General features: G+C 63.5%; 19 protein-coding genes. 13 read left to right on the forward strand and 6 right to left on the reverse strand.

Annotation, left to right across the window (positions count from 1 at the left end):
• From fabG to BTO32_RS01935, 12 genes are all read left to right on the forward strand, one after another.
• On the forward strand, window positions 1-744 hold the full coding sequence (fabG, locus tag BTO32_RS01885) for a 3-oxoacyl-ACP reductase FabG (protein WP_076722741.1): 744 nt from the start codon (window positions 1-3) through the stop codon (window positions 742-744).
• Between the two features lie 136 nt (window positions 745-880).
• On the forward strand, window positions 881-1,114 hold the full coding sequence (gene acpP / locus BTO32_RS01890; protein ID WP_076722742.1) for an acyl carrier protein: 234 nt from the start codon (window positions 881-883) through the stop codon (window positions 1,112-1,114).
• 130 nt (window positions 1,115-1,244) lie between these two features.
• Window positions 1,245-2,492, forward strand: a complete 1,248-nt coding sequence (gene fabF, locus BTO32_RS01895) for a beta-ketoacyl-ACP synthase II (RefSeq protein WP_076722743.1) — start codon at window positions 1,245-1,247, stop codon at window positions 2,490-2,492.
• 5 nt (window positions 2,493-2,497) lie between these two features.
• Window positions 2,498-3,316 carry an aminotransferase class IV gene (locus BTO32_RS01900; protein WP_076722744.1) on the forward strand — a complete coding sequence of 273 codons (819 nt, stop codon included), beginning with the start codon at window positions 2,498-2,500 and terminating at the stop codon, window positions 3,314-3,316.
• Window positions 3,317-3,321: 5 nt separating this feature from the next.
• Window positions 3,322-4,392, forward strand: coding sequence for an endolytic transglycosylase MltG (gene mltG, locus BTO32_RS01905; protein WP_076722745.1), 1,071 nt, complete (start codon window positions 3,322-3,324; stop codon window positions 4,390-4,392).
• Window positions 4,389-5,021 carry a dTMP kinase gene (tmk, locus tag BTO32_RS01910; RefSeq protein ID WP_076722746.1) on the forward strand — a complete coding sequence of 211 codons (633 nt, stop codon included), beginning with the start codon at window positions 4,389-4,391 and terminating at the stop codon, window positions 5,019-5,021. Before mltG ends, tmk begins: the two co-directional genes overlap by 4 nt.
• A gap of 93 nt (window positions 5,022-5,114) precedes the next feature.
• Window positions 5,115-5,897: an AraC family transcriptional regulator gene (locus BTO32_RS01915; RefSeq protein WP_076722747.1), complete on the forward strand. Its 783-nt coding sequence runs from the start codon at window positions 5,115-5,117 to the stop codon at window positions 5,895-5,897.
• A 265-nt stretch (window positions 5,898-6,162) separates the two neighbouring features.
• Window positions 6,163-7,671 carry a sodium/proline symporter PutP gene (gene putP, locus BTO32_RS01920; protein WP_425435216.1) on the forward strand — a complete coding sequence of 503 codons (1,509 nt, stop codon included), beginning with the start codon at window positions 6,163-6,165 and terminating at the stop codon, window positions 7,669-7,671.
• Window positions 7,672-7,837: 166 nt separating this feature from the next.
• Window positions 7,838-8,848: a TAXI family TRAP transporter solute-binding subunit gene (locus BTO32_RS01925; protein WP_076722749.1), complete on the forward strand. Its 1,011-nt coding sequence runs from the start codon at window positions 7,838-7,840 to the stop codon at window positions 8,846-8,848.
• A 2-nt stretch (window positions 8,849-8,850) separates the two neighbouring features.
• Window positions 8,851-9,024 carry a hypothetical protein gene (locus BTO32_RS18030; RefSeq protein WP_245820236.1) on the forward strand — a complete coding sequence of 58 codons (174 nt, stop codon included), beginning with the start codon at window positions 8,851-8,853 and terminating at the stop codon, window positions 9,022-9,024.
• Window positions 9,025-9,033: 9 nt separating this feature from the next.
• Window positions 9,034-11,004: a TRAP transporter permease gene (locus BTO32_RS01930; protein ID WP_281251514.1), complete on the forward strand. Its 1,971-nt coding sequence runs from the start codon at window positions 9,034-9,036 to the stop codon at window positions 11,002-11,004.
• A gap of 12 nt (window positions 11,005-11,016) precedes the next feature.
• Window positions 11,017-11,763, forward strand: a complete 747-nt coding sequence (locus BTO32_RS01935; protein WP_076722750.1) for a sulfite exporter TauE/SafE family protein — start codon at window positions 11,017-11,019, stop codon at window positions 11,761-11,763.
• On the opposite strand, the gene BTO32_RS01940 is transcribed toward BTO32_RS01935, so the two are convergent.
• The 6 genes from BTO32_RS01940 to acnB form a co-directional block, all read right to left on the reverse strand.
• Window positions 11,705-13,153 carry a dihydroorotase gene (locus BTO32_RS01940; RefSeq protein ID WP_084206740.1) on the reverse strand — a complete coding sequence of 483 codons (1,449 nt, stop codon included), beginning with the start codon at window positions 13,151-13,153 and terminating at the stop codon, window positions 11,705-11,707. The genes BTO32_RS01935 and BTO32_RS01940 overlap by 59 nt on opposite strands.
• A gap of 43 nt (window positions 13,154-13,196) precedes the next feature.
• On the reverse strand, window positions 13,197-13,757 hold the full coding sequence (locus BTO32_RS01945) for a gamma carbonic anhydrase family protein (protein WP_076722751.1): 561 nt from the start codon (window positions 13,755-13,757) through the stop codon (window positions 13,197-13,199).
• A complete protein-coding gene (gene cysS / locus BTO32_RS01950) occupies window positions 13,754-15,232 on the reverse strand; it encodes a cysteine--tRNA ligase (RefSeq protein WP_076722752.1) in 1,479 nt (492 codons plus the stop codon). Before cysS ends, BTO32_RS01945 begins: the two co-directional genes overlap by 4 nt.
• Entirely contained in the window at window positions 15,229-16,236 is a 1,008-nt protein-coding gene (locus tag BTO32_RS01955) for a CobW family GTP-binding protein (RefSeq protein ID WP_076722753.1), read from the reverse strand. Before BTO32_RS01955 ends, cysS begins: the two co-directional genes overlap by 4 nt.
• A complete protein-coding gene (folE2, locus tag BTO32_RS01960) occupies window positions 16,233-17,147 on the reverse strand; it encodes a GTP cyclohydrolase FolE2 (protein WP_076722754.1) in 915 nt (304 codons plus the stop codon). Before folE2 ends, BTO32_RS01955 begins: the two co-directional genes overlap by 4 nt.
• Window positions 17,148-17,332: 185 nt before the next feature.
• Window positions 17,333-19,927 (reverse strand): bifunctional aconitate hydratase 2/2-methylisocitrate dehydratase, encoded by a 2,595-nt coding sequence (gene acnB, locus BTO32_RS01965; protein ID WP_076722977.1) that lies wholly within the window; start codon window positions 19,925-19,927, stop codon window positions 17,333-17,335.
• A 194-nt stretch (window positions 19,928-20,121) separates the two neighbouring features.
• On the opposite strand from acnB, the gene BTO32_RS01970 reads away from it, so the two are divergent.
• Entirely contained in the window at window positions 20,122-20,727 is a 606-nt protein-coding gene (locus BTO32_RS01970; RefSeq protein WP_076722978.1) for a MiaE family protein, read from the forward strand.

Consider the following 20,727-nt stretch of genomic DNA (forward strand, 5'->3'; position numbering starts at 1 on the left):
ATGTCTTTGGAAGGTAAAGTTGCCCTGGTGACCGGCGCGTCCCGGGGGATCGGAAAGGCCATCGCCCATGCCCTGGCGGCCCAGGGCGCCGACGTGGTGGGAACCGCCACCAGCGCTGCCGGCGCGGAGGCGATTTCTCAGTCGCTGGCGGCCGCCGGCTTCAAGGGTTACGGGATCGTCATGGATGTGTCGGACCCGGACAGTATAGAGTCCGGCCTGAATGAGCTCACCGAGAAGAGCGGCAGCCCGCTGATTCTGGTCAACAACGCGGGAATCACCCGGGATAACCTGTTGATGCGGCTGAAAGAAGACGACTGGACCTCGGTTCTGGAAACCAACCTGACCAGCGTTTACCGACTGAGCAAAGCGGTGCTCCGGGGCATGGCCAAGGCCCGTTGGGGGCGCATCATTAATATCAGCTCGGTGGTGGCCGGCATGGGCAACCCGGGCCAGGGCAACTACTGCGCGGCCAAGGCCGGTGTGGAGGGGTTTACCCGGAGCCTAGCCAAAGAAATGTCGAACCGGGGCATCACGGCCAACTGTGTCGCGCCGGGCTTCATCGACACGGATATGACCAAAAAACTGGACGACAAGCAGCGTGAGGCTATGCTGGAAATCATACCAGCCGGTCGTCTGGGCGAGCCGGAGGAAGTTGCCGCCGTGGTGGCTTTCCTGGCATCCGATGCCGCCGGTTACGTGACGGGGGAAACCATCCACGTCAACGGCGGGATGTACATGGGATAAGCTCCGCCCGGGGCTTTGTGCGCAACTCCTTGTCGCGCAACATGTTTGACTGAGTCCCTGCTTGTTTGCAGGTGGGGTTTAATCTAAACTGCCAGCAATTGAATGTTGCTTGGTTGACACACAAAGTGAGGACATTATGAGTACAGTTGAAGAGCGCGTGAAGAAGATCGTTTGTGAACAGCTGGGCGTGAAAGAGTCCGAAGTTCAGAACACGTCTTCTTTTGTCGAGGACCTTGGCGCTGACTCACTGGACACGGTTGAGCTGGTGATGGCTCTGGAAGAGGAATTCGAAACCGAAATTCCCGACGAGGAAGCCGAAAAGCTGAGCACGGTTCAGGACGCGATCGACTACATCGTCGCGCATACCTGATCACCCCTGCATTTGTAAGCCAGGCCAAAAGCCGTCCTTGTGAAATATCGAGGGACGGCTTTTTTATTGGGTAAAATTCGGGTTCAATCGCCGGTCGGCGAGTCACGGATCAAGTCAGGTATAAACGGATATGAGCAAACGACGGGTTGTTATCACCGGCCTGGGGATGGTGTCTCCGGTCGGTAACGATGTACGGACCGCCTGGGAGGCCATCCAGGCCGGCCGCAGTGGTATCGGCATGATCGACCGTTTCGATGCATCCGAGTACAACACCCGGATTGGCGGTGCCGTCAGGAATCTGGATATCGGTGAGTATCTGTCCGCCAAGGACGCGCGCAAGCTGGACGCCTTCATCCACTATGGCCTGATCGCGGCCCAGCAGGCGGTGGACGACAGTGGCCTGGGGGACTACCCGGCTCTGGATCGCGATCGGGTGGGGGTGGCCATCGGCTCCGGAATCGGGGGCCTGGAATTCATTGAAAAGAGCGTCATTCAGATGGATACGGCGGGGCCTCGCAAGGTGTCACCGTTCTTCGTGCCAGCGTCGGTGATTAACATGATCTCCGGCAACGTGGCCATACGGTTCGGGTATCGGGGCCCGAACATCGCCATCGTCACTGCCTGCACCACGGGTACCCATAACATCGGCTACGCCGCCCGCACCATCGCCTACGGCGATGCCGACGTGATGCTGGCCGGCGGCTCCGAGATGGCCACCACCCGGACCGGCGTGGCGGCGTTCTCCGCTGCCCGGGCCCTGTCCACCCGCAACGACGAACCGGAAAAGGCCAGCCGGCCCTGGGATCGTGACCGGGACGGCTTCGTGCTGAGCGACGGGGCCGGCGTCCTGGTTCTGGAAGACCTGGAGCACGCCCGGAAACGGGGGGCGCCCATCTACGGCGAGGTGGTTGGCTTTGGCATGAGCGACGACGCCTACCACATCACTGCGCCGCCGGAGAATGGCGATGGCGCTGCCCTGGCGATGCGCAACGCGCTCCGGGACGCGGGACTGGCACCCGAGGCGATTGACTATATCAACGCCCACGGTACCTCCACCCAGGTGGGGGACGTGGCGGAGGTCAAGGCCGTGAAGAGTGTGTTCGGGCCCCATGCCGACAAGCTGGCGATCAGCAGTACCAAGTCCATGACCGGGCACCTGCTGGGCGCGGCCGGCGCGGTGGAGGCCATCTTCTCGGTGCTGGCGCTGCGGGATGGCGTGCTGCCGCCCACGATCAACCTGGACAACCCGGACGAGGGCTGTGACCTGGATTTCGTGGCTAACCGGAGCCGTCGAGCGGACCTGCGTTACGCGCTGTCCAATTCCTTCGGTTTTGGCGGCACCAACGGCACCCTGATTTTCCGGCGCTACGAGGACTGATCCCGGTGCTCCGGGTGTTCTGGGCGGAGGAGGGCGGACTGCCCGCCGGGGACCGGGGCCTGGCGTACGGAGACGGGCTGTTCGAAACCATCCGCATGCAGGGAGCCCGGGGTACCCTGGTCGGCCGGCATCTTGAGCGCATGGCCCGGGATGCCGCCCGTCTGGGTATCGAGGTCCCGCCCGCGGCGTTGCGCGGGGCCTTTTGCCAAGCGGCCGAACGCTATGGCGCGGGACCGAAGCCAGCCGGCTGGGTGCTCAAGCTGATCCTGACCCGGGGTGAGGGCGGGCGCGGCTATCGTGCCGAGGCGGGCCTGCGCCCCCATCTGCTGGTGTCCGCCAGTGCCCTGCCACCGTCTCCGGACAGACACGGGGTCTGCGTTGACTTTTCCAGGGTGCCGCTGACGGTCCACCCCATGCTGGCCGGGATCAAGTCCCTGAACCGGTTGCAGCAGGTGATGGCAGCCCGGGAACTGGATGACTCGTTGTTCGAAGTCCTGATGTTGAATGCTCAGGGCGAGTTGGTGGAGGGGACCCGGACCAACCTGGTGGTCAATCGGGACGGCGCCTGGATTACGCCGCCGACCCCGAGCCTGGCGGTGGCCGGGGTGATGCGCCAATGGTTGCTGGAGACCCTGCGCAGCCGGGGTGAGCCGGTGCTGGAACGGGCCCTGTCTCCGGACGAGGTGCTCGATGGCCGCTGCCGGGGGCTGTACCTGATGAACAGCGTGATTGGAATCGTGCCGGTTCGCCAGTTGGCGGGGCATGATTTGCCTGTTGAGGATCGACTTGCGACAATCTGCGATCCCTTGGAAACACTGGAATAAGTCGTTTGCTCAAGAAGTTACTCATTACACTTGGCAGTGTCCTGATGCTGGCGGCAGCCGGAACGGGGCTGTGGCTCTGGCAGGGCCTGAAAACCCTGGAGCAGCCCGTACCGCTGGCCGAGCCGCTGCTTCTGGACGTGCCGTCCGGGACCCCGTTTAATCGCCTGGCGGTGATGCTGGAGCAGCAGGGCGTGGTCGAGCGGAGCCTGTGGCTCAAGCTCTATGGTCGGCTCAACCCGCGAATGTCCCGTATTAAAGCCGGGGAGTACGAACTGGCTCCCGGCATGACCGTGCTTGGTCTGATAGGGGCGATGGTGCGCGGCGACGTCAAGCACTGGTCTATCCAGTTCATTGAGGGCTGGACCTTCAAGGACATGCGGGCGGCGCTGGCCCGTGCCGAGCGACTCCGGAAGACCACCACGGACTGGACCGACGAGCAGGTCATGGCCGCCCTGGGCGCGGCGGGGGAGCATCCGGAGGGCCGCTTCTTCCCGGACACCTATCTGTTCACCAGCGCCGATTCCGACCTGGACCTATTGCGGCGAGCTTACACCCGGATGGAATCCGTGCTGGCCGAGGAGTGGGCCAACCGAAAGGACGGACTGCCCTACGAGACGCCGTATGAAGCGCTGATTATGGCCTCGATTGTGGAACGGGAAACCGGCGTGCCGGAAGAACGGGACGAGGTGGCGGGCGTGTTTGTCCGGCGCCTGCAGAAGGGCATGCGACTGCAGACCGATCCCACGGTCATCTATGGCATGGGGGAGAAATACAGGGGACGCATCGGTGCCAGGGACCTGAGAACCTACACGCCCTACAATACCTACCGCATTCCGGGGTTGCCGCCGACCCCCATTGCCTTGCCCGGCCGCGAGGCCATTCATGCCGCGCTGCACCCGGACGATGGCGATTCGCTCTATTTCGTCGCCCGCGGCGACGGCACCCACAAGTTTTCCCGGACACTGGCCGAACACCAGAAAGCCGTGCGGGAGTACCAGCTCAACCGGCGCGAGGATTACCGATCCTCGCCGGCGCCGGTGGACGCCCCGGGAAAAGACGAGGAGACAGGGCCGTGAAGCGGGGGCTGTTCCTGACATTCGAGGGCACCGAGGGCGTGGGTAAGTCGACCCAGCTCAAGAACGCGGCGGAGATGCTGGAGTCTGCGGGGGTTCCCGTCCTGGTGACCCGCGAGCCGGGGGGCACCCCGATGGCGGAAGCGATACGGGAGCTGCTGCTGGCTCCCCGGGAGGAACCGGTGCACGAGCTGACCGAACTGCTGCTGATGTTCGCCGCCCGGGCCCAGCACCTGCACACCCGCATCCTGCCGGCCCTGGCGGCGGGGCAGTGGGTGTTGTGTGACCGTTTCACCGACGCCACCTTTGCCTATCAGGGCGGCGGCCGAGGTGTCTCCCGGGACATCATCGGCCAGCTGGAAACTCTGGTTCAGGGGAGCGTGCGCCCCGATCACGTCATTCTGCTCGACGCCCCGGTGGCGGTGGGCATGGCCCGGGCCCGTCACCGGGGGGCGCTGGATCGTTTCGAGCAGGAGTCGGTGGCGTTTTTCGAGCGTATTCGGGCGGCCTATCATGAGCGTGCGCAGGCCCATCCGGAACGCTACCACCGGGTGGATGCGTCCGCGCCCCTGGCCGAGGTGTCGGCACGGGTCCGGGAGCTGATCCAGGGTTTTCTCCGGTCGAATGGCTGAATTGAACCTGTCGGCATGTCATACGATTCGTGCATTTTTTGCCCGGATTTGCTTTAATTCGCCGATGTTTTCAAACCTGGACCGGTTGCCCCAATGCTTGATGCACGCTTGCTGAAGCTGCCCATCGCATCCGAGCAGCATCGTCATGAACATCATCAGATCGTGGTCTGTGTCCGCGGCGCCGCGGAACTGAATGTGGATGGCACGGGCTCCTGCCTCGATACCTGGAAAGCCTGTCTGGTGCCAACCGAGGCTCGCCATGACTATTGTGGCGACAATCAGAACCACGTTCTGGTTATTGACCTGGACCCGTTCAGCCCGGCCCTGACGGTTCCCTCCCATGTGGCCTACGACCGCTTGGTGCCGCTGTTCGAGCGCCCGCGCACCTTGAAGATGGATAACCGGCTGCAGGGTCTGGTGCAGTTCGCGGCGGAAGAGTTCAGCCGGGCTCCGGACAACCAGGATCTCAAGCACCATCTCGCCGCCAGCATCCTCTACTGCATGGCGGACCGGCTCAACGACGGACGCCGCATTCTCACCTCACGCAATACCCTCAATCCCGACGCCATCCGGCGTTACATCATGAACAATCTGCACCGGAAAATTCGGGTCGAGGATCTGGCGGGGGTGGCGTGCCTGAGTGTCAGCCGGTTTCATGAGACATTCCGGGAAGTGACGGGGATCACACCTCACCAATTCCTGCTGCAAACCCGGATCGAACAGGCGGTTCAGCTGCTATCCTCCACCTCGTTGCCGGTTTCGGAGGTCAGCTATCGCACCGGGTTTTCATCCCAGAGTGCCCTGACCAACGCTCTGCGGAAATACAAGGGCACAACCCCTGCCAAATTGCGGCTGATTGAGCAGAAAGTGGCTTGACGGGCCGTGGCGGGCGCCGTTTCAGGATGATCCTGCAAAAGAATCGTAGGATTTTGTAAGCTCAGTATCCGTAGTAATACTAATGTATAGCGCCAAGCGAACTTCGGTTAACCGGGGCTGAGCTGTTGTCCGAAAGGACCTGCAATGGGAACTGCAGATCGAGCTGTACGTGCCGGATCCAGGGCTGCCCTGGGTGCTGGCGCGTTATTTGTTTTTGAGTCAACAACAAGTAACCCAACTAGCGCACGGGGAGAAAACCGAAATGATAGGAAACAACGTAGGGGTCACCATAACCTTTATTGTCTACCTCCTGTTGATGCTGGGCATTGGTTATGTGGCCTGGAAGCGTACGTCCAATCTCTCTGACTACATTCTGGGTGGCCGCTCCCTCGGGCCCCTGCCATCCGCACTGAGCGCCGGCGCCTCCGACATGAGTGGCTGGCTATTGCTGGGCCTGCCCGGCTATGCCTACGCGGCGGGCTTCGAAGCGATCTGGATCGCCGTCGGCCTGCTGGTCGGGACCTGGCTGAACTGGCTGTTCGTGGCCAGCCGCCTGCGGACCTACTCTCTGGCCGCCGGCGACTCGCTGACCCTGCCTGCCTTCTTTGAAAACCGCTTCAATGACACCAGTCGTGTTCTGCGTGTGGTCTGCGCCTTCTTCATTCTGCTGTTCTTCCTGTTTTACACCAGCTCCGGTCTGGTGGCAGGCGGCAAACTGTTTGAAACGGTGTTTGGCCTTGACTACACCACGGCGGTGGTCGTGGGTACGCTTGCGGTTGTGTCTTACACCTTCTTCGGCGGTTTCCTGGCGGTATCCTGGACCGACGTGGTACAGGGCCTGCTGATGTTCGCGGCGCTGCTGCTGGTACCGATCATCGCCATCCAGGCCGACGGCGGCTGGGGTGCGACCCTGGCTGCCATGGATGCCAAGAACCCGGAGCTGCTGAGTGCTTTCACCAGCACTGACGGCAACGCCATTGGCGTGATGGCGGTTCTGTCCCTGCTGGGCTGGGGGCTGGGTTACTTCGGTCAGCCGCATATTCTGGCGCGTTTCAAGGCGATCCGCAGCGAGGATGACGTACCCACCGCCCGTCGCATCGCCGTTGCCTGGAGTGGCCTCGGCCTGCTGGGTGCGTTGCTGGTGGGCTTCGCCGCCATCGGCTACTTCGAAACTCCGCTGGAAGACGGCGAACGGGCCTTCATGCTGCTGGTGGACGCGCTGTTCCACCCGGTCATTGCCGGTATCCTGCTGGCCGCCATTCTGGCTGCCATCATGAGTACCGCCGACTCCCAGCTGCTGGTGTCCTCCTCCGCCCTTGCCGAGGACTTCTACAAGGCCATCTTCCGCAAGGATGCGTCACAGGCTGAGCTTGTCTGGGTTGGCCGCTTGGCGGTCGTGGGTATTGCCGTCATCGCCTGTATCCTGGGCCTGAACCCGGACAGCAAGGTACTGGAACTGGTGTCCTACGCCTGGGCAGGCTTTGGGGCTGCGTTCGGTCCGGCCCTGATTCTGTCCCTGTTCTGGCGTAACATGACCCGCGCGGGTGCCATCGCCGGTATCGTGGTGGGTGGTGTGACCGTCGTGGTCTGGGGCAACTTGTCCGGTGACTTCCTGGGCATCGAGGGGCTGCTGGATCTGTACGAGATCATTCCGGGCTTCCTGTTCGCCACCATCGCGATCGTGGTGGTCTCCAAGCTGGGCGACAAGCCCCATGCGGATATCCTTGCAGGTTTCGACAAGGCGATTACCTCCCGGTATCACAACCTTCCGTAACACGGAGCTGCCGGCCGGCGTTCCCCGCCGGCTCGCTGAATCCGGCCCCCGTCTGTGACGGGGGCTTTTTTTTGCCAACTCATGCCGCTGGCAAGGCCGGTTTCCAGCGTCTATGTTGAGGGGGATAACCAACAACAACGCAAGATGACAGGAGAGGCTGCGGCTTATGAACTCCAGAACACTCAGCAACAGGTTGGCCACCCTGGCGGCGGTATCACTGCTGTCGCTGTGCTCACTGTTCGCCCGGGCCGAGGGCAACTACGTCATGGGGACGGCAACCACCGGCGGCACCTACTATCCGGTGGGTGTGGCGATTTCCACGCTGATCAAGGTCAAGCTCGAACCCTCGACCGGGATTTCCGTCTCCGCCATCAGTTCGGCCGGATCCGGTGAAAACCTCAAGCTGATGGATGAAGGGCAGGTCCAGTTCGGTATCCTGCAGGGACTGTATGGCGCCTATGCTTGGAACGGTACCGGGCCGGTGTCCAAGTCCTACAAGAACCTGCGTTCGGTGTCGATGCTCTGGCAGAACGTGGAACACTTCGTCATTCGCTCCGAGCTGGCCAAGACCGGCACAATCTCGGACATGACCCAGCTTTATGGCAAAACCTTTTCCATCGGCGCCCGCAATTCCGGCACCGAGGGGTCGGGGCGGTTCATCCTCGGGCACCTGGGGGTCGATCTGGACAAGATGGATCTGGCGTACCTCGGTTATGGTCCAAGCGCCGATGCCCTGCAGAACGGCAACATCGACGGCATGAACATCCCGGCGGGGGTGCCGGCAGCGGCTGTCACGCGGGCCTATGCCAATCTCGGGGATGACATCACCACCCTCGACTTTACCGAGGAACAGCTTGCCCAGGTGAACAGCGATTTCGAACTGTGGACTCCCTATCTGATCCCGGCGGGAACCTACCCGGGGCAGGAAAAGGATATCCACACCATCGCCCAGCCCAATATTCTGGCGGTCCGGGCCGATGTGTCCGAGGAGGACGTGTACCAGATCACCAAGACCCTCTACGCCAATTTGCCGTTCCTGAACAACATCCATCCGGCAACCAAGGCCATGGCCCTGGAAAAAGCCATTGCCGGGCTGCCGATGCCATTGCATCCGGGAGCGGCCCGTTTCTACAGGGAGCAGGGGCTGTCCATTCCTGACCGTCTGATTGCCCGGTAACCGTGGCTGAGATCCGACCCGGCGATCGGCCGGAGCCGATTCGGGACGAGTCCGTCAGCGGTGCCAGCGAGCGGCTGGAGCACCGCTGGCTGGGCCCGGTGATCACCGGGCTGGCGATCATCACGTCCCTGGTCCACCTGTATTTCAATTCCCTGTCCACCCTCTCGGAGCTGTAGACTTCCGCGCTGCATTTCGGCCTGTTCGGGCTGATCTGCGCCCTCAGCACGCCCATGGTTCGGGTCCGGTCGGTGGCCGGCCAGCGTCTGGTTCTGACGGTGGATGTAATGCTGGGTCTGCTGGCGCTCGCCTGCGCCTGCTACCTCATCCTGTTCGAGGACGCGCTGTACCAGCGGGGTGTGACGTTCAGCCTGGGTGACTGGCTGGTGTCCATCACCGCGGTGCTGCTGATCCTGGAATTCGCGCGCCGGACCGTCGGCTGGTTCATTCCGGTTCTGTGTGTTCTGGCGTTGACCTATGTCGCCTGGTGGGGGCAGTACATCGAGGGGATCTTCAACTTCCCGGGCTTGAGCTGGGAAACGGTGCTGTTTCGGTCGTTTCTGGGCGGGCAGGGTATGCTGGGCTCGATTGCCCGGATCTCCTGGACCTACGTGTTCATGTTCATCCTGTTTGGTGCCTTCCTGGTCAAATCCGGCGCCGGGGATTTCATCATCGAGCTGGCGCGCTGCGCGGCGGGTCGGTTCGTGGGCGGGCCGGGGTTCGTGGCGGTGTTTGCCTCGGGGTTGATGGGTTCGGTGTCGGGGTCCAGTGTCGCTAACACCGTCTCCACCGGAGTCATCACCATTCCGCTGATGCGAAAGTCCGGTTTCCCCGCCCGGTTCGCAGCCGGGGTGGAGGCCGCCGCCTCCACCGGCGGTCAGCTGATGCCGCCGGTCATGGGGGCCGGGGCCTTTATCATGGCGTCGTACACCCAGGTATCCTACCTTACCATCGTCGCCGTGGCGGCACTGCCGGCACTGCTCTACTTTTTGTCGGTGGCCATGTTCGTTCGAATCGAGGCCAAGCGCAGCCATGCCGTCAAGCTGGAGGACGAGGAAACGCCGCGCCTGGCCACGGTGCTCAAGGGCGGCTGGCATTTCCTGCTCCCGCTGGTGGTGCTGGTGGCTGCCTTGGTATACGGTTTCACGCCAACCTATGCCGCCGGTATCGCCATCGTTTCGGTAATCTTGGCCTCCTGGTTGTCGGGACGGCCCATGGGTGTGCGGGACATCGTGGAGGCCCTGGCCATGGGCGCACGCAACATCATGACCACCGCGATCCTGCTGATCACCGTGGGGCTGATTGTGATGGTGGTGTCCACCACCGGCATTGGTAACACCTTTTCCCTGATGATCACCGACTGGGCCGGTGGCAGTCTGTTGGTCACCATTCTGTTGGTGGCCCTGGCGTCGCTGATCCTGGGCATGGGCCTGCCGGTGACCGCCGCCTACATTGTTCTGGCGACCCTGTCCGCCCCTGCCATCTACCAGCTGATTGCCCAGGGACAGTTGCTGGATCTGCTGATGGCCGGCCAACTGCCGGAGCAGGCCAAGGCCATTTTCATGCTGGTGGCGCCGGATCAGCTGCCGCAGTTGAACGCACCCATGGACCAGGCGACGGCCATGGCACTGCTGGCGGCGGTGCCGGACACCTTCAGTCGTCAGCTGCTGGAGCTGGCGCTGTCCCCAGCTACCCTGGCGATGGCGCTGGTGGCTGCTCACATGATCATCTTCTGGCTGTCCCAGGACTCCAATGTGACGCCACCGGTGTGCCTGACGGCGTTCGCGGCGGCCGCCATTGCCGGAACGCCCCAGATGCGGACCGGGTTTACCGCCTGGAAGCTGGCCAAGGGGCTGTACATCGTGCCGTTACTGTTTGCTTATTCACCCCTGATCACCGGAGATCTGACGGAGATGCTGCGGGTGTTCTGTTTCGCCCTGTTTGGCATCTATGCCATCATTGCCGGGTTGGAGGGGTATCTTGAGCATCCCCTGACGCCGCTGGTTCGCCTGGCGATGTTCCCGGTGGGGGCGCTGATGCTCTGGCCCCATGGCCAGCTGTTGTTCGATGCTGCGGGCCTAGTGGTCTTTGTCCTGCTGTTTATCTGGAGCAGTCGCCAGGGGCGAGCCGGATCTCCCGGAGCCGCGGCGCATCCCTGACGGAACCGATGTATGACTCTGGTTGATGTCCTGGCCCTGCTGGCCATCGGCGGCGTGGCCGGCTTTATCAACGTATTGTCCGCCGGCGGTTCAATGCTGACCCTGCCGCTGCTGATGTTCCTGGGGCTGCCGCCGCAGGTGGCCAATGGCACCAACCGGGTCGCCATTACCCTGCAGAGCGTGACCGCGGTGGGCGGCTTCCGCCGGATGGGACATGGTAACCTCAGGGTTAGCCTGCACCTGGCGCTGCCCGCCATCGTGGGTGCGTTACTCGGTGCCTGGCTTGCCACCGGGGTGCCCGATGCGGTGTTCCAGACGGTGCTGGTCCTGGTGATGATCGGTGCGTCGGTGTTCATGCTACTGCCCCAGCCCAAGTTGGACACCCGGCCACTGACCACCGACCGGCTGGGGCCGGGCATCTACCTGGCCATGTTTCTGATTGGCGTGTACGGCGGTTTCATCCAGGTGGGGGTCGGTGCCCTGTTTCTGGTCGTTCTGTACCGCATCCTGAAGATCGACCTACCTCAAGTGAATGTCTTCAAGGTCTCCGTCATTCTGCTGTATACCCTGCCGGCGCTGCTGGTCTTTGCCGGCAATGGTCAGGTGCGCTGGAGCATGGGGCTGACCCTGGCCCTGGGCAACATCGTGGGCGCCCATGTCGCGGTGAAGGTGAACCTGGGGCAGCGGGGCGCGCAGTGGGTTAAATGGCTGACCCTGGTGATGGTAGCGGCGATTCTGGTGCGCTTGGTGCTGTTCTGATGGCCGGGCCGTCCGCTTCGAGGAAGGCGAAGGGGCGACCCGCCGGAGTCCCCGCCAGAGATTCGTCCCGGACCACGACCTGCCCCCCGACCACGGTGTGGATAGGCCAGCCGCAAACACGTTGGCCATGGTAGGGCGTCCAGCCGCTCACGCTGGCGATCCAGCGGTTTTCGATGGTTCTGTGGGCGCATAGATCCACGATGCTGAGGTCCGCATCATAACCCACGGCCACCCGGCCTTTGCCTTCCAGCCCAAAGATGCGTGCCGGTCCAGCGCTGGTGAGGTCCACCAGCCGCTGTAGGGTCAGACGTCCCGCCCGGACATGATCCAGCATGATCGGCAGCAGGGTTTGTACTCCGGTCATGCCGCTGGGGGATTCCGGGTAGGGGCGGGCTTTTTCCGCCAGTGTGTGGGGCGCGTGGTCACTGCCGATCACGTCGACCACCCCTTGCCGGATCGCGTGCCACAGGGCGTCCTGGTGACGGCGGTCCCGTACCGGCGGGTTCATCTGGGCCAGGCTGCCCAGCCGCCGGTAGCAATCCGGTGCCTGCAAGGTGAGGTGGTGGGGGGTGACTTCCACGGTCACGCGCGCTTTGTGCTGTGCCAGAAAGGCCATTTCTTCTTCCGTCGAGACATGCAGCAGGTGTAGCCGGCGACGGACTCTGTTCGCCAGTGCGACGATCCGGCGGGTGGCGCTCAGGGCACTCTCGACATCGCGCCAGACCGGATGCAGGCATGGATCCTGGCTGGCTTCCACCAGGACCTTGCGCTGGCGCAGCCGCATCTCGTCCTCGGCATGCACTGCCAGGCGCCGTCGCCCCTGACGGAGTATGCGCTCAAGGACGTCGTCGTCATGGGTGAGCAGGTTCCCGAACGAGCTGCCCATGAACACCTTGATGCCAGCGCAACCTGGGAGCATTTCCAGCTGTCGCAGCTGTTCGACGTTGGCGGCAGAGCCGCCGATGTAGAAGGCGTAGTGGCACCAGGCCCGGCCCCGGGCCATGTCCAGCTTGGCCTGGAAGTCTTCGGTATTCAGGGTCAGGGGCTGGGTGTTTGGCATTTCGAAGATGCCCGTGACACCGCCGAGTACGGCTCCCCTTGTACCGGCCTCGAAGTTTTCCTTGTGGGTCAGCCCGGGTTCCCGGAAATGGACCTGGCTGTCGATCACACCCGGCAGCACGTGCAGTCCGGAGACCTCCAGGTGGGTGTCGGCGCTCCAGCGGCCGCGCAACGCCCCCAGTGCCACAATGCGGCCTGCCCGGCAGGCGATGTCGACCACCTCTTCGCCGTTGGCGGTCAGCACCCTGCCGCCCGAGACCAGCAGGTCGGCGTGCCGATGGGATGCCCCTCCGGTTGGTGCGGGCGGGGAGATGCCGTGGTCGGGCGTCATGGGCAGATCCTCCTTTCCTTGGTAACGGGGGTGTGGCTTCGACTCAGAATTCGTTCTGGATGGACTTATAGCCCTGTACCAGTTCGTTGTTGGTTCGGGCCACGTCTTCGGAAAAGCCGGTGGCATCGGGGGAAACCTGGGGCAGCGAGGCGAGGTCGGTATCTGGGCCGATGCGGCGGGTGGACGGGACATAGAAGCCCGGAGGCAGGTGACAACCGTCGACAACGGCGTTGTAGCGAACGACGCAGCCATCGTCGACGGTGCAGTTGAACAGCACGCTGTTGAAGCCGATGAACACGCCGTTGCCGACCCGGCATGGGCCATGCACGATGGCCCGGTGGGCAATGGAGGTCCGTTGCCCGATCGTGACGGCCGAGCCGGATTTCGAGTGGATGACCACGCCGTCCTGGATGTTGGAGTGGGCGCCGATCACCGTGGGCTCAATGTGGCCATCGGCCGCCATTTCATCGGCCCGGATCACGGCGTAGGGGCCGATAAACACGTTTTCCTCGACGATGACCAGGCCGCACAGAATGGCCGTCGGGTCGACAAAGGCACTGGGATGAATCCGGGGCAGGTCGCCGCGGGGGTTTTTACGGATCATGAAGGTTCACCATTGAATACATTGCCTGTTGTGGCCCGGGCGCTGTCCGCAGCCGGGGACACGGTTGCCCCGATAGCTCGCCACTGGCTGCCTTCCCGGGTATCCCAGATCTCGATGCCGGCTTGGCGGAGTTCCTCGCGCAGGGCATCGGCCCGGCGGTAGTCTCCGGCGCGCCGCGCCTGATCACGCTCGGCGAGTCGCTGCTCGATCTGCTGTCGTGACAGGGTCGGCGTGGTGGCCCGGGAGGTCGGGGTCTGAAGCTCGCGCAGCGCCAGAGCCGGGGGCTGCTGCAGCAGGCCGAGCAGAGCACCGGAAGCGGTCAGACGAGCGGCCAGCTGTCGCCGCTCCCGTTCCGAGGCGGCGCTGTCCAGGGCGGCAGACAGTTCGTGCAGGCGACTGAGCGCTTTCGAGACGTTGAGGTCGTCTCGCAAGGCCTCCAGGACCCGGGCATCCGGTTGCTTCAGCTGCGGGCTGGCGCACTGATCCGCCACCGGCGCAAGGCGGGTGTACCAGCGGCGCAGGGTCTGGCTCGCCTGCCGCAGGCGCTCGGTATTCCAGTCCAGCGGGTTGCGGTAGTGGGTGGCCAGGAGCGCGAGCCGGATGGCCTCGCCGGGGGCCTGCCGCAGCAGGTCGCGCACCAGCAGGACGTTGTTTCTGGATTTGGACATTTTGTCGCCGTCGACGGTCACGAAGCTGTTGTGGACCCAGGTATGGCAGTAGGTCGTACCGTAGGCGCAGGTGCCCTGGGCGATCTCGTTTTCGTGGTGGGGGAAGATCAGGTCCTGGCCGCCGCCGTGTATGTCGATGGGAAAACCCAGGTGCCGGCCGATCATGGCGGTGCACTCGATGTGCCAGCCCGGACGGCCACGTCCCCAGGGGCTCGGCCACCCCGGCTGATCCGGCGTCGAGGGTTTCCACAGCACGAAATCCAGAGGGTCCCGCTTGTAGGGTGCCACTTCGATCCGGGCGCCGGCGCGCAGGCTTTCCGGCTGTCGGCCGGAGAGGGCGCCGTACGCCGGATAGGAGGGCACGTGGAACAGGACATGCCCCTGATTGACGTAGGCATGGCCGCGCTCGATCAGTGTCTGGACCAGTTCGATGATGTCGGCGATATGCTCGGTGACCCGGGGTTCCGCATCGGGCGGCAGGACCGACAGGGCCTGCATGTCTTCGTGGTAGGCGTCAATAAAGGTTTGCGTGAGGGTCGCGATGGGCACGCCCCTGGCGGCCGCGGCTTGCTGGATCTTGTCGTCGACATCGGTAAAGTTGCGGACGTAGCGCACCTCGGGATAGTCATGCCCGAGCAGGCGTGCCAAGACGTCAAAGACCACGGCCGGTCGGGCATTGCCAATGTGGGCGTAGTTATAGACAGTGGGGCCGCAGACATACAGAGTGACTCGGTCGGGCCGATGGGTCCGGAGGCTTTCCTTCCTGCCGGTGAGGGTGTTGTACAGCCGGATGCTGTGTTGAGTCATGAGATCGGCTCCTCGGCATGGGCTGTGGCGCTGCGTAGCGACGGCAGGGCAGCTTCGATGAGCGCACGGTCCAGGTTTTGAGTAATGAACACCAGGCGCGAGTGGCGGTCTTCCGTTGGCCAGGCCGGCAACGGGCGCAGCGGGTACAGGGTTTGCCGGACGCCGTGGAGGGCGAAGGGTTGGTCGTGCCCGCACAGGTGGACAATGCCTTTGAGGCGCAGCAGGCCTTGGGGGCCCAGCGCTGTCATCAGTTCGCGGGCCCAGGATTCGAGGGCCGCCCCGGGCAGTGGAGTGGGCATCGAAAAGCTGTAAGCCTCGCTGGGCGTGTCGTGACTCCGGTGCCCGATTCCGGGTGCCGTGATGAATCGCCGCCCGGGTACGAGGTCAAGCAACAGGCGTGGATCGATCTCCCCGTGTCGCACCTCTCGGCGCGGCACCGTCGGGTTAAGCTGGTCCAATCGCCGTGACATGGCCTGGCGTTGGTCCTCGCTGGCCAGATCCGGTTTGGTCAGCAGCAGGCAATCGGCCCAGGCAACCTGTTGCGCGGCTTCCGTGTGTCGGTCCAGGATCTCGGGGCCGGTCGCCAAGTCCAGGGTGGTCACCACACCGTCGAGGCGGTATTTCGGGGCCACCTGGGGGTGCGTCGCCAGGGTGTGCAGGATCGGTGCCGGATCGGACAGGCCCGTGGTTTCGATCAGCACGCGCTGGAACTGGCGCTGGCCATTGCGCGAGAAGCGCCAGGTGGCGTCACGCAGTGTCTTCACCAGATCCCCTCTTGTCCCGCAGCACAGGCAGCCGTTACTCATCTCAACCATCAGCCGTTCGGTGCTGTGGGCCACCAGCAGGTGGTCCAGCGCGGTTTCCCCGAACTCGTTGATGATGACCAGTGCATCGGCCAGCATCGGGTCTTGCAGCAGACGGTTCAGCAGGGTGGTTTTGCCGCTGCCGAGAAAGCCGGTCAACAGGGTTACGGGGATTCTCGTGGCCTGGGGATCGCTGCTCATCCTGCCGTATCCTCCGGTCGTGGAGCGACCCAGGCCGCGGCATCGTGGGGGTGCAGGCTTTCCATGTGGCGGACATGGACGGCCGGGTTGGCGAAGTCATCCCCCAGGGCATCCCGGATACGCCGTGCCGCATCCTCCACGAACATCAGGTTCTGGCCGTTGAGTGCCGCGAAGGCCTGTTCGTCCGCCCGTTTGACGGCGGTCTGTACCGGCGTGCCCAGGGCCGCCTCGATCCGGTCGATCAGCGCCAACAGGCCCAGGGTGTCGCCGTCGCTGGCCAAGTCCACGGCGACTCGGGCCTCGCTGCGCTGACTGTGGGGTGTGGCCAGGGTGGCGTGACGCCGCAGCCAATGGGCGACCGCTTCGGGGTCCAGACGCTCCTGTCCGGCGAAGGCGTCCAGAAAGCCCTGCTCGACCAGTTGCCGGGACAAGGCGGCGGAGCAGGGGCAGGTGGAGGAGTAGCCGACGGCAACACCCAGGCGAGCCCGGAAGGCGTCGCCGTGCAGGCTCGCATCCAGGGTCAGGGGGTAACTTTTCCAGCCCGAGAGTCCGGCGCTGACCAGTGCGGGGCGACGGACCAGCAGGGCCAGTTCCAGGCGCAGACGTGCATTCTGACTGTTGCAGTCCTGGTGGCTGTCGATCATGGCGCGCAGCAACCGATGCAGCACCCGGGGGCTGAGCGGTTCTCCGGCGAGGGTGTCCAGCAGCTGGTATAGGCGAGACATGTGGATCCCCTTGACGTGGGGGAGGGGCAAGTCGACCTGAACATCGGCGCGCGCGTGCAGCTCACGCCGGTAGCCGGGTTCGGCAATGGTGACGGGCAGGTCGATTCCCTGCATACCGACCCAGTCCAGGGGGCTCAGTCGAGGGGCCTTGTCGGTCCGGGAAACGTCGGGAAGTACGGCATTCATGCGGGCAATCCGGTATTGGTCGGGCTGGTGACTGTGTGGATTCGCGCTGTCATTCAGGCGAAATGTTATAATATAACACTTTGTCTGCCGGGCCAAGCCGGTCGGGGGGAGGGCGGTGCGGTGCGTATAAAAAAACGCCAGCCCGGGGGCTGGCGTTTTCGAGGTTGGTACTTGGATGTAATGCCTCAGGCGACGCTCGCCTCGGCGGCCTTCTTGGTGTACTCCTCCATCTGGTCGAAGTTGAGATACTTGTAAATCTCCTTCGCCATGGTGTTGAGGTCTTTGGCGTATGCCATGTACTCCTCCGGCGTCGGCAGTTTACCCAGTACTGCGCCGACGGCCGCCAGTTCGGCGGAGGTCAGGTACACGTTGGCGCCGTCGCCCAGCCGGTTCGGGAAGTTCCGGGTGGAGGTGGACAGTACCGTGGACTTCGGTGCGACCCGTGCCTGGTTACCCATGCACAGGGAGCAGCCCGGCATCTCGGTACGGACACCGGCGGTGCCGTAGATGTTGAAGTAGCCTTCCTCCATCAGCTGCTGCTGGTCCATCTTGGTGGGCGGAGACATCCACAGGCGGGTGCTCAGCGGCCCCTTGTGCTGTGCCAGCAGTTTACCGGCGGCACGGAAATGGCCGATGTTGGTCATGCAGGAGCCGATGAAGACTTCGTCCACCTTGTCGCCGGCGACTTCGGACAGGAACTTGGCATCGTCCGGGTCGTTCGGGCAGCATACGATCGGTTCCTTGATCTCGGACAGATCGATTTCCAGTACGTGTGCGTATTCGGCGTCCTTGTCGGCACGCATCAGTTTCGGATCCTTCAGCCATTCCTCCATGGCCTGGGCGCGGCGCTCCAAGGTCCGGGCGTCGCCGTAACCCTCGGCGATCATCCAGCGCAACATGGTGATGTTGGAGCGCAGGTACTCCGCCACGGATTCCTCGGACAGGTTGATGGTACAGCCGGCCGCGGAACGCTCGGCGGAGGCGTCGGACAGCTCGAACGCCTGTTCGACGGTCAGGTGCTCCAGACCTTCGATTTCCAGAATGCGACCGGAGAACTCATTGATCTTGCCTTTCTTCTCGACGGTCAGCATGCCCTGCTTGATGGCATACAGCGGGATGGCGTGAACCAGATCGCGCAGGGTGATGCCCGGCTGCATTTCGCCCTTGAAGCGCACCAGCACGGACTCCGGCATATCCAGCGGCATCACGCCGGTAGCGGCGGCAAAGGCCACCAGACCGGAACCGGCCGGGAAGGAAATGCCCATCGGGAAGCGGGTGTGAGAGTCACCACCGGTGCCCACGGTGTCCGGCAGCAGCATGCGGTTCAGCCAGCTGTGGATGATGCCGTCGCCCGGGCGCAGGGAAACGCCACCGCGGGTGCGGATGAAGTCGGGCAGGGTGTGTTGCATTTCCACGTCCACCGGCTTCGGATAGGCGGCGGTGTGGCAGAAGGACTGCATCACCAGGTCGGCCTGGAAGCCCAGGCACGCCAGGTCCTTGAGCTCGTCGCGGGTCATCGGGCCGGTGGTGTCCTGGGAACCGACGGTGGTCATCTTCGGCTCGCAGTAGGTGCCCGGGCGCACGCCCTGGCCTTCGGGCAGGCCACAGGCCTTGCCAACCATCTTCTGGGCCAGGGTGAAGCCTTTGTTGCCGGCTTCCGGGTCCTTCGGCAGACGGAAGGCATCGGAGGGGCCCATGCCCAGCGTTTCACGGGCTTTGTTGGTCAGGCCACGGCCGATGATCAGCGGAATCCGGCCGCCGGCCTGAACCTCGTCCAGGATGACATCGGACTTGAGTTTGAACTCGGAGATGACCTCGCCGGCTTCGTTCAGGATCTTGCCTTCGTACGGGCGGATCTCAATGATGTCGCCCATGTTCATGTTGTCGACCGGAGCCTCGAACACGAGGGCGCCGGCGTCTTCCATGGTGTTAAAGAAGATCGGGGCCACCTTGTTGCCGATACACACGCCGCCGGAGCGCTTGTTGGGCACGCCGGGGATGTCTTCGCCGAAGTACCACAGTACGGAGTTGGTGGCGGATTTGCGGGAAGAGCCGGTGCCGACCACGTCGCCCACGAAGGCTACCGGCAGGCCCTTGGACTTGATCTCTTCGATCTGTTTGATCGGGCCGGTCACGCCCGGTTCGTCCGGGGTCAGACCGTCGCGCTCCATCTTGTACATGGCGCGGGCGTGCAGCGGGATGTCGGGACGGGACCAGGCATCCGGAGCCGGGGACAGGTCGTCGGTGTTGGTTTCGCCGGTCACCTTGAACACGATCATCTTGATGCTTTCGGGCACCTTCTTACGGCTGGTGAACCATTCGGCATTGGCCCAGGATTCCATGACCGCCTTGGCCACGGCGTTGCCAGCGTCCATCTTTTCCTTGACGTCGTTGAAGGCATCGAACATCAGCAGGGTCTTTTTCAGCTGCTCGCCGGCCAGCTCGGCCAGCTCGGCGTTGTCCAGCAGCTCGACCAGGGTGGCGATGTTGTAGCCGCCCTGCATCATGCCCAGCAGCTTGACGGCCTGCTCCTTGGTAACCAGCGGGGAGCTGGCCTCGCCCTTGACGATGGCGGTCAGGAAAGCGGCCTTGACATAGGCGGCCTCGTCCACGCCCGGCGGAATGCGGTTTTCCAGCAGGTAGACCAGGGTCTCCTCTTCCCCTGCCGGCGGGTTCTTGAGCAGCTCAACCAGAGCAGCGGTCTGTTCGGCGTTCAGGGGCTTGGGGGGAATTCCCAGGGCTTCACGTTCAGCGACGTGTTTACGATATGCTTCTAACACGATATGGACCCTCATCAGTTGGAATGTCCCGCGTTGGCGGCACCGGGCCGGGCGGGAGTTTTATGGCGGAATCGGCCTTAAACTGGCGCTGCATTCTATAGGAAACCCCTTATAAAGTTAAGTTGGACAGAGGTCGGAGGAATCTGTTATGTGCGCTATACTCCCGCCTCCCAAAGACTTCCCCTTTGACCGATATGAACGACGCCCTGCAAGAAATCCACGACTTTCTGCCTTGCCGGACGCCCGGGCGCTGGCTTGAAAACGCACTGGCGAACCCGGACTTGCTGCTGATCGATCATGCCCACTGTGAGAAGAAGGCGGCATCCACGGCGCTGAGCCTGATGTATCGCTATGTCGACAACACCGACCTGCTGAACAAAATGTCCCGGCTGGCGCGGGAAGAGCTTCGGCATTTCGAGCAGGTGCTGGCGATCATGAAACGGCGGGGAGTGACTTACCGTCACCTGTCGCCCGCGCGCTACGCCTCCGGCCTGCGCGCCGAGGTCCGGTCGGAGGATCCGGGGCGCCTGGTCGATGTGCTGATCGTGGGCGCCATCATCGAAGCCCGCTCCTGCGAGCGCTTTGCCGCCCTGGCACCGCACCTGGACGAAACGCTGGCGGCGTTTTACACCAGCCTGCTGAAGTCCGAGGCGCGCCACTACCGGGACTACCTCGCCCTGGCCGAGCAAGCCAACGGCGGGCCGGTCACGGACCGGCTGGATGCCTTCCTGGCACTGGAGCGCACGCTGATCGAGTCTCCCGACACCGAATTTCGTTTCCACAGTGGCCCGGTAACCTGA

Source organism: Marinobacter lutaoensis (assembly GCF_001981305.1).
GTDB lineage: Bacteria > Pseudomonadota > Gammaproteobacteria > Pseudomonadales > Oleiphilaceae > Marinobacter > Marinobacter lutaoensis.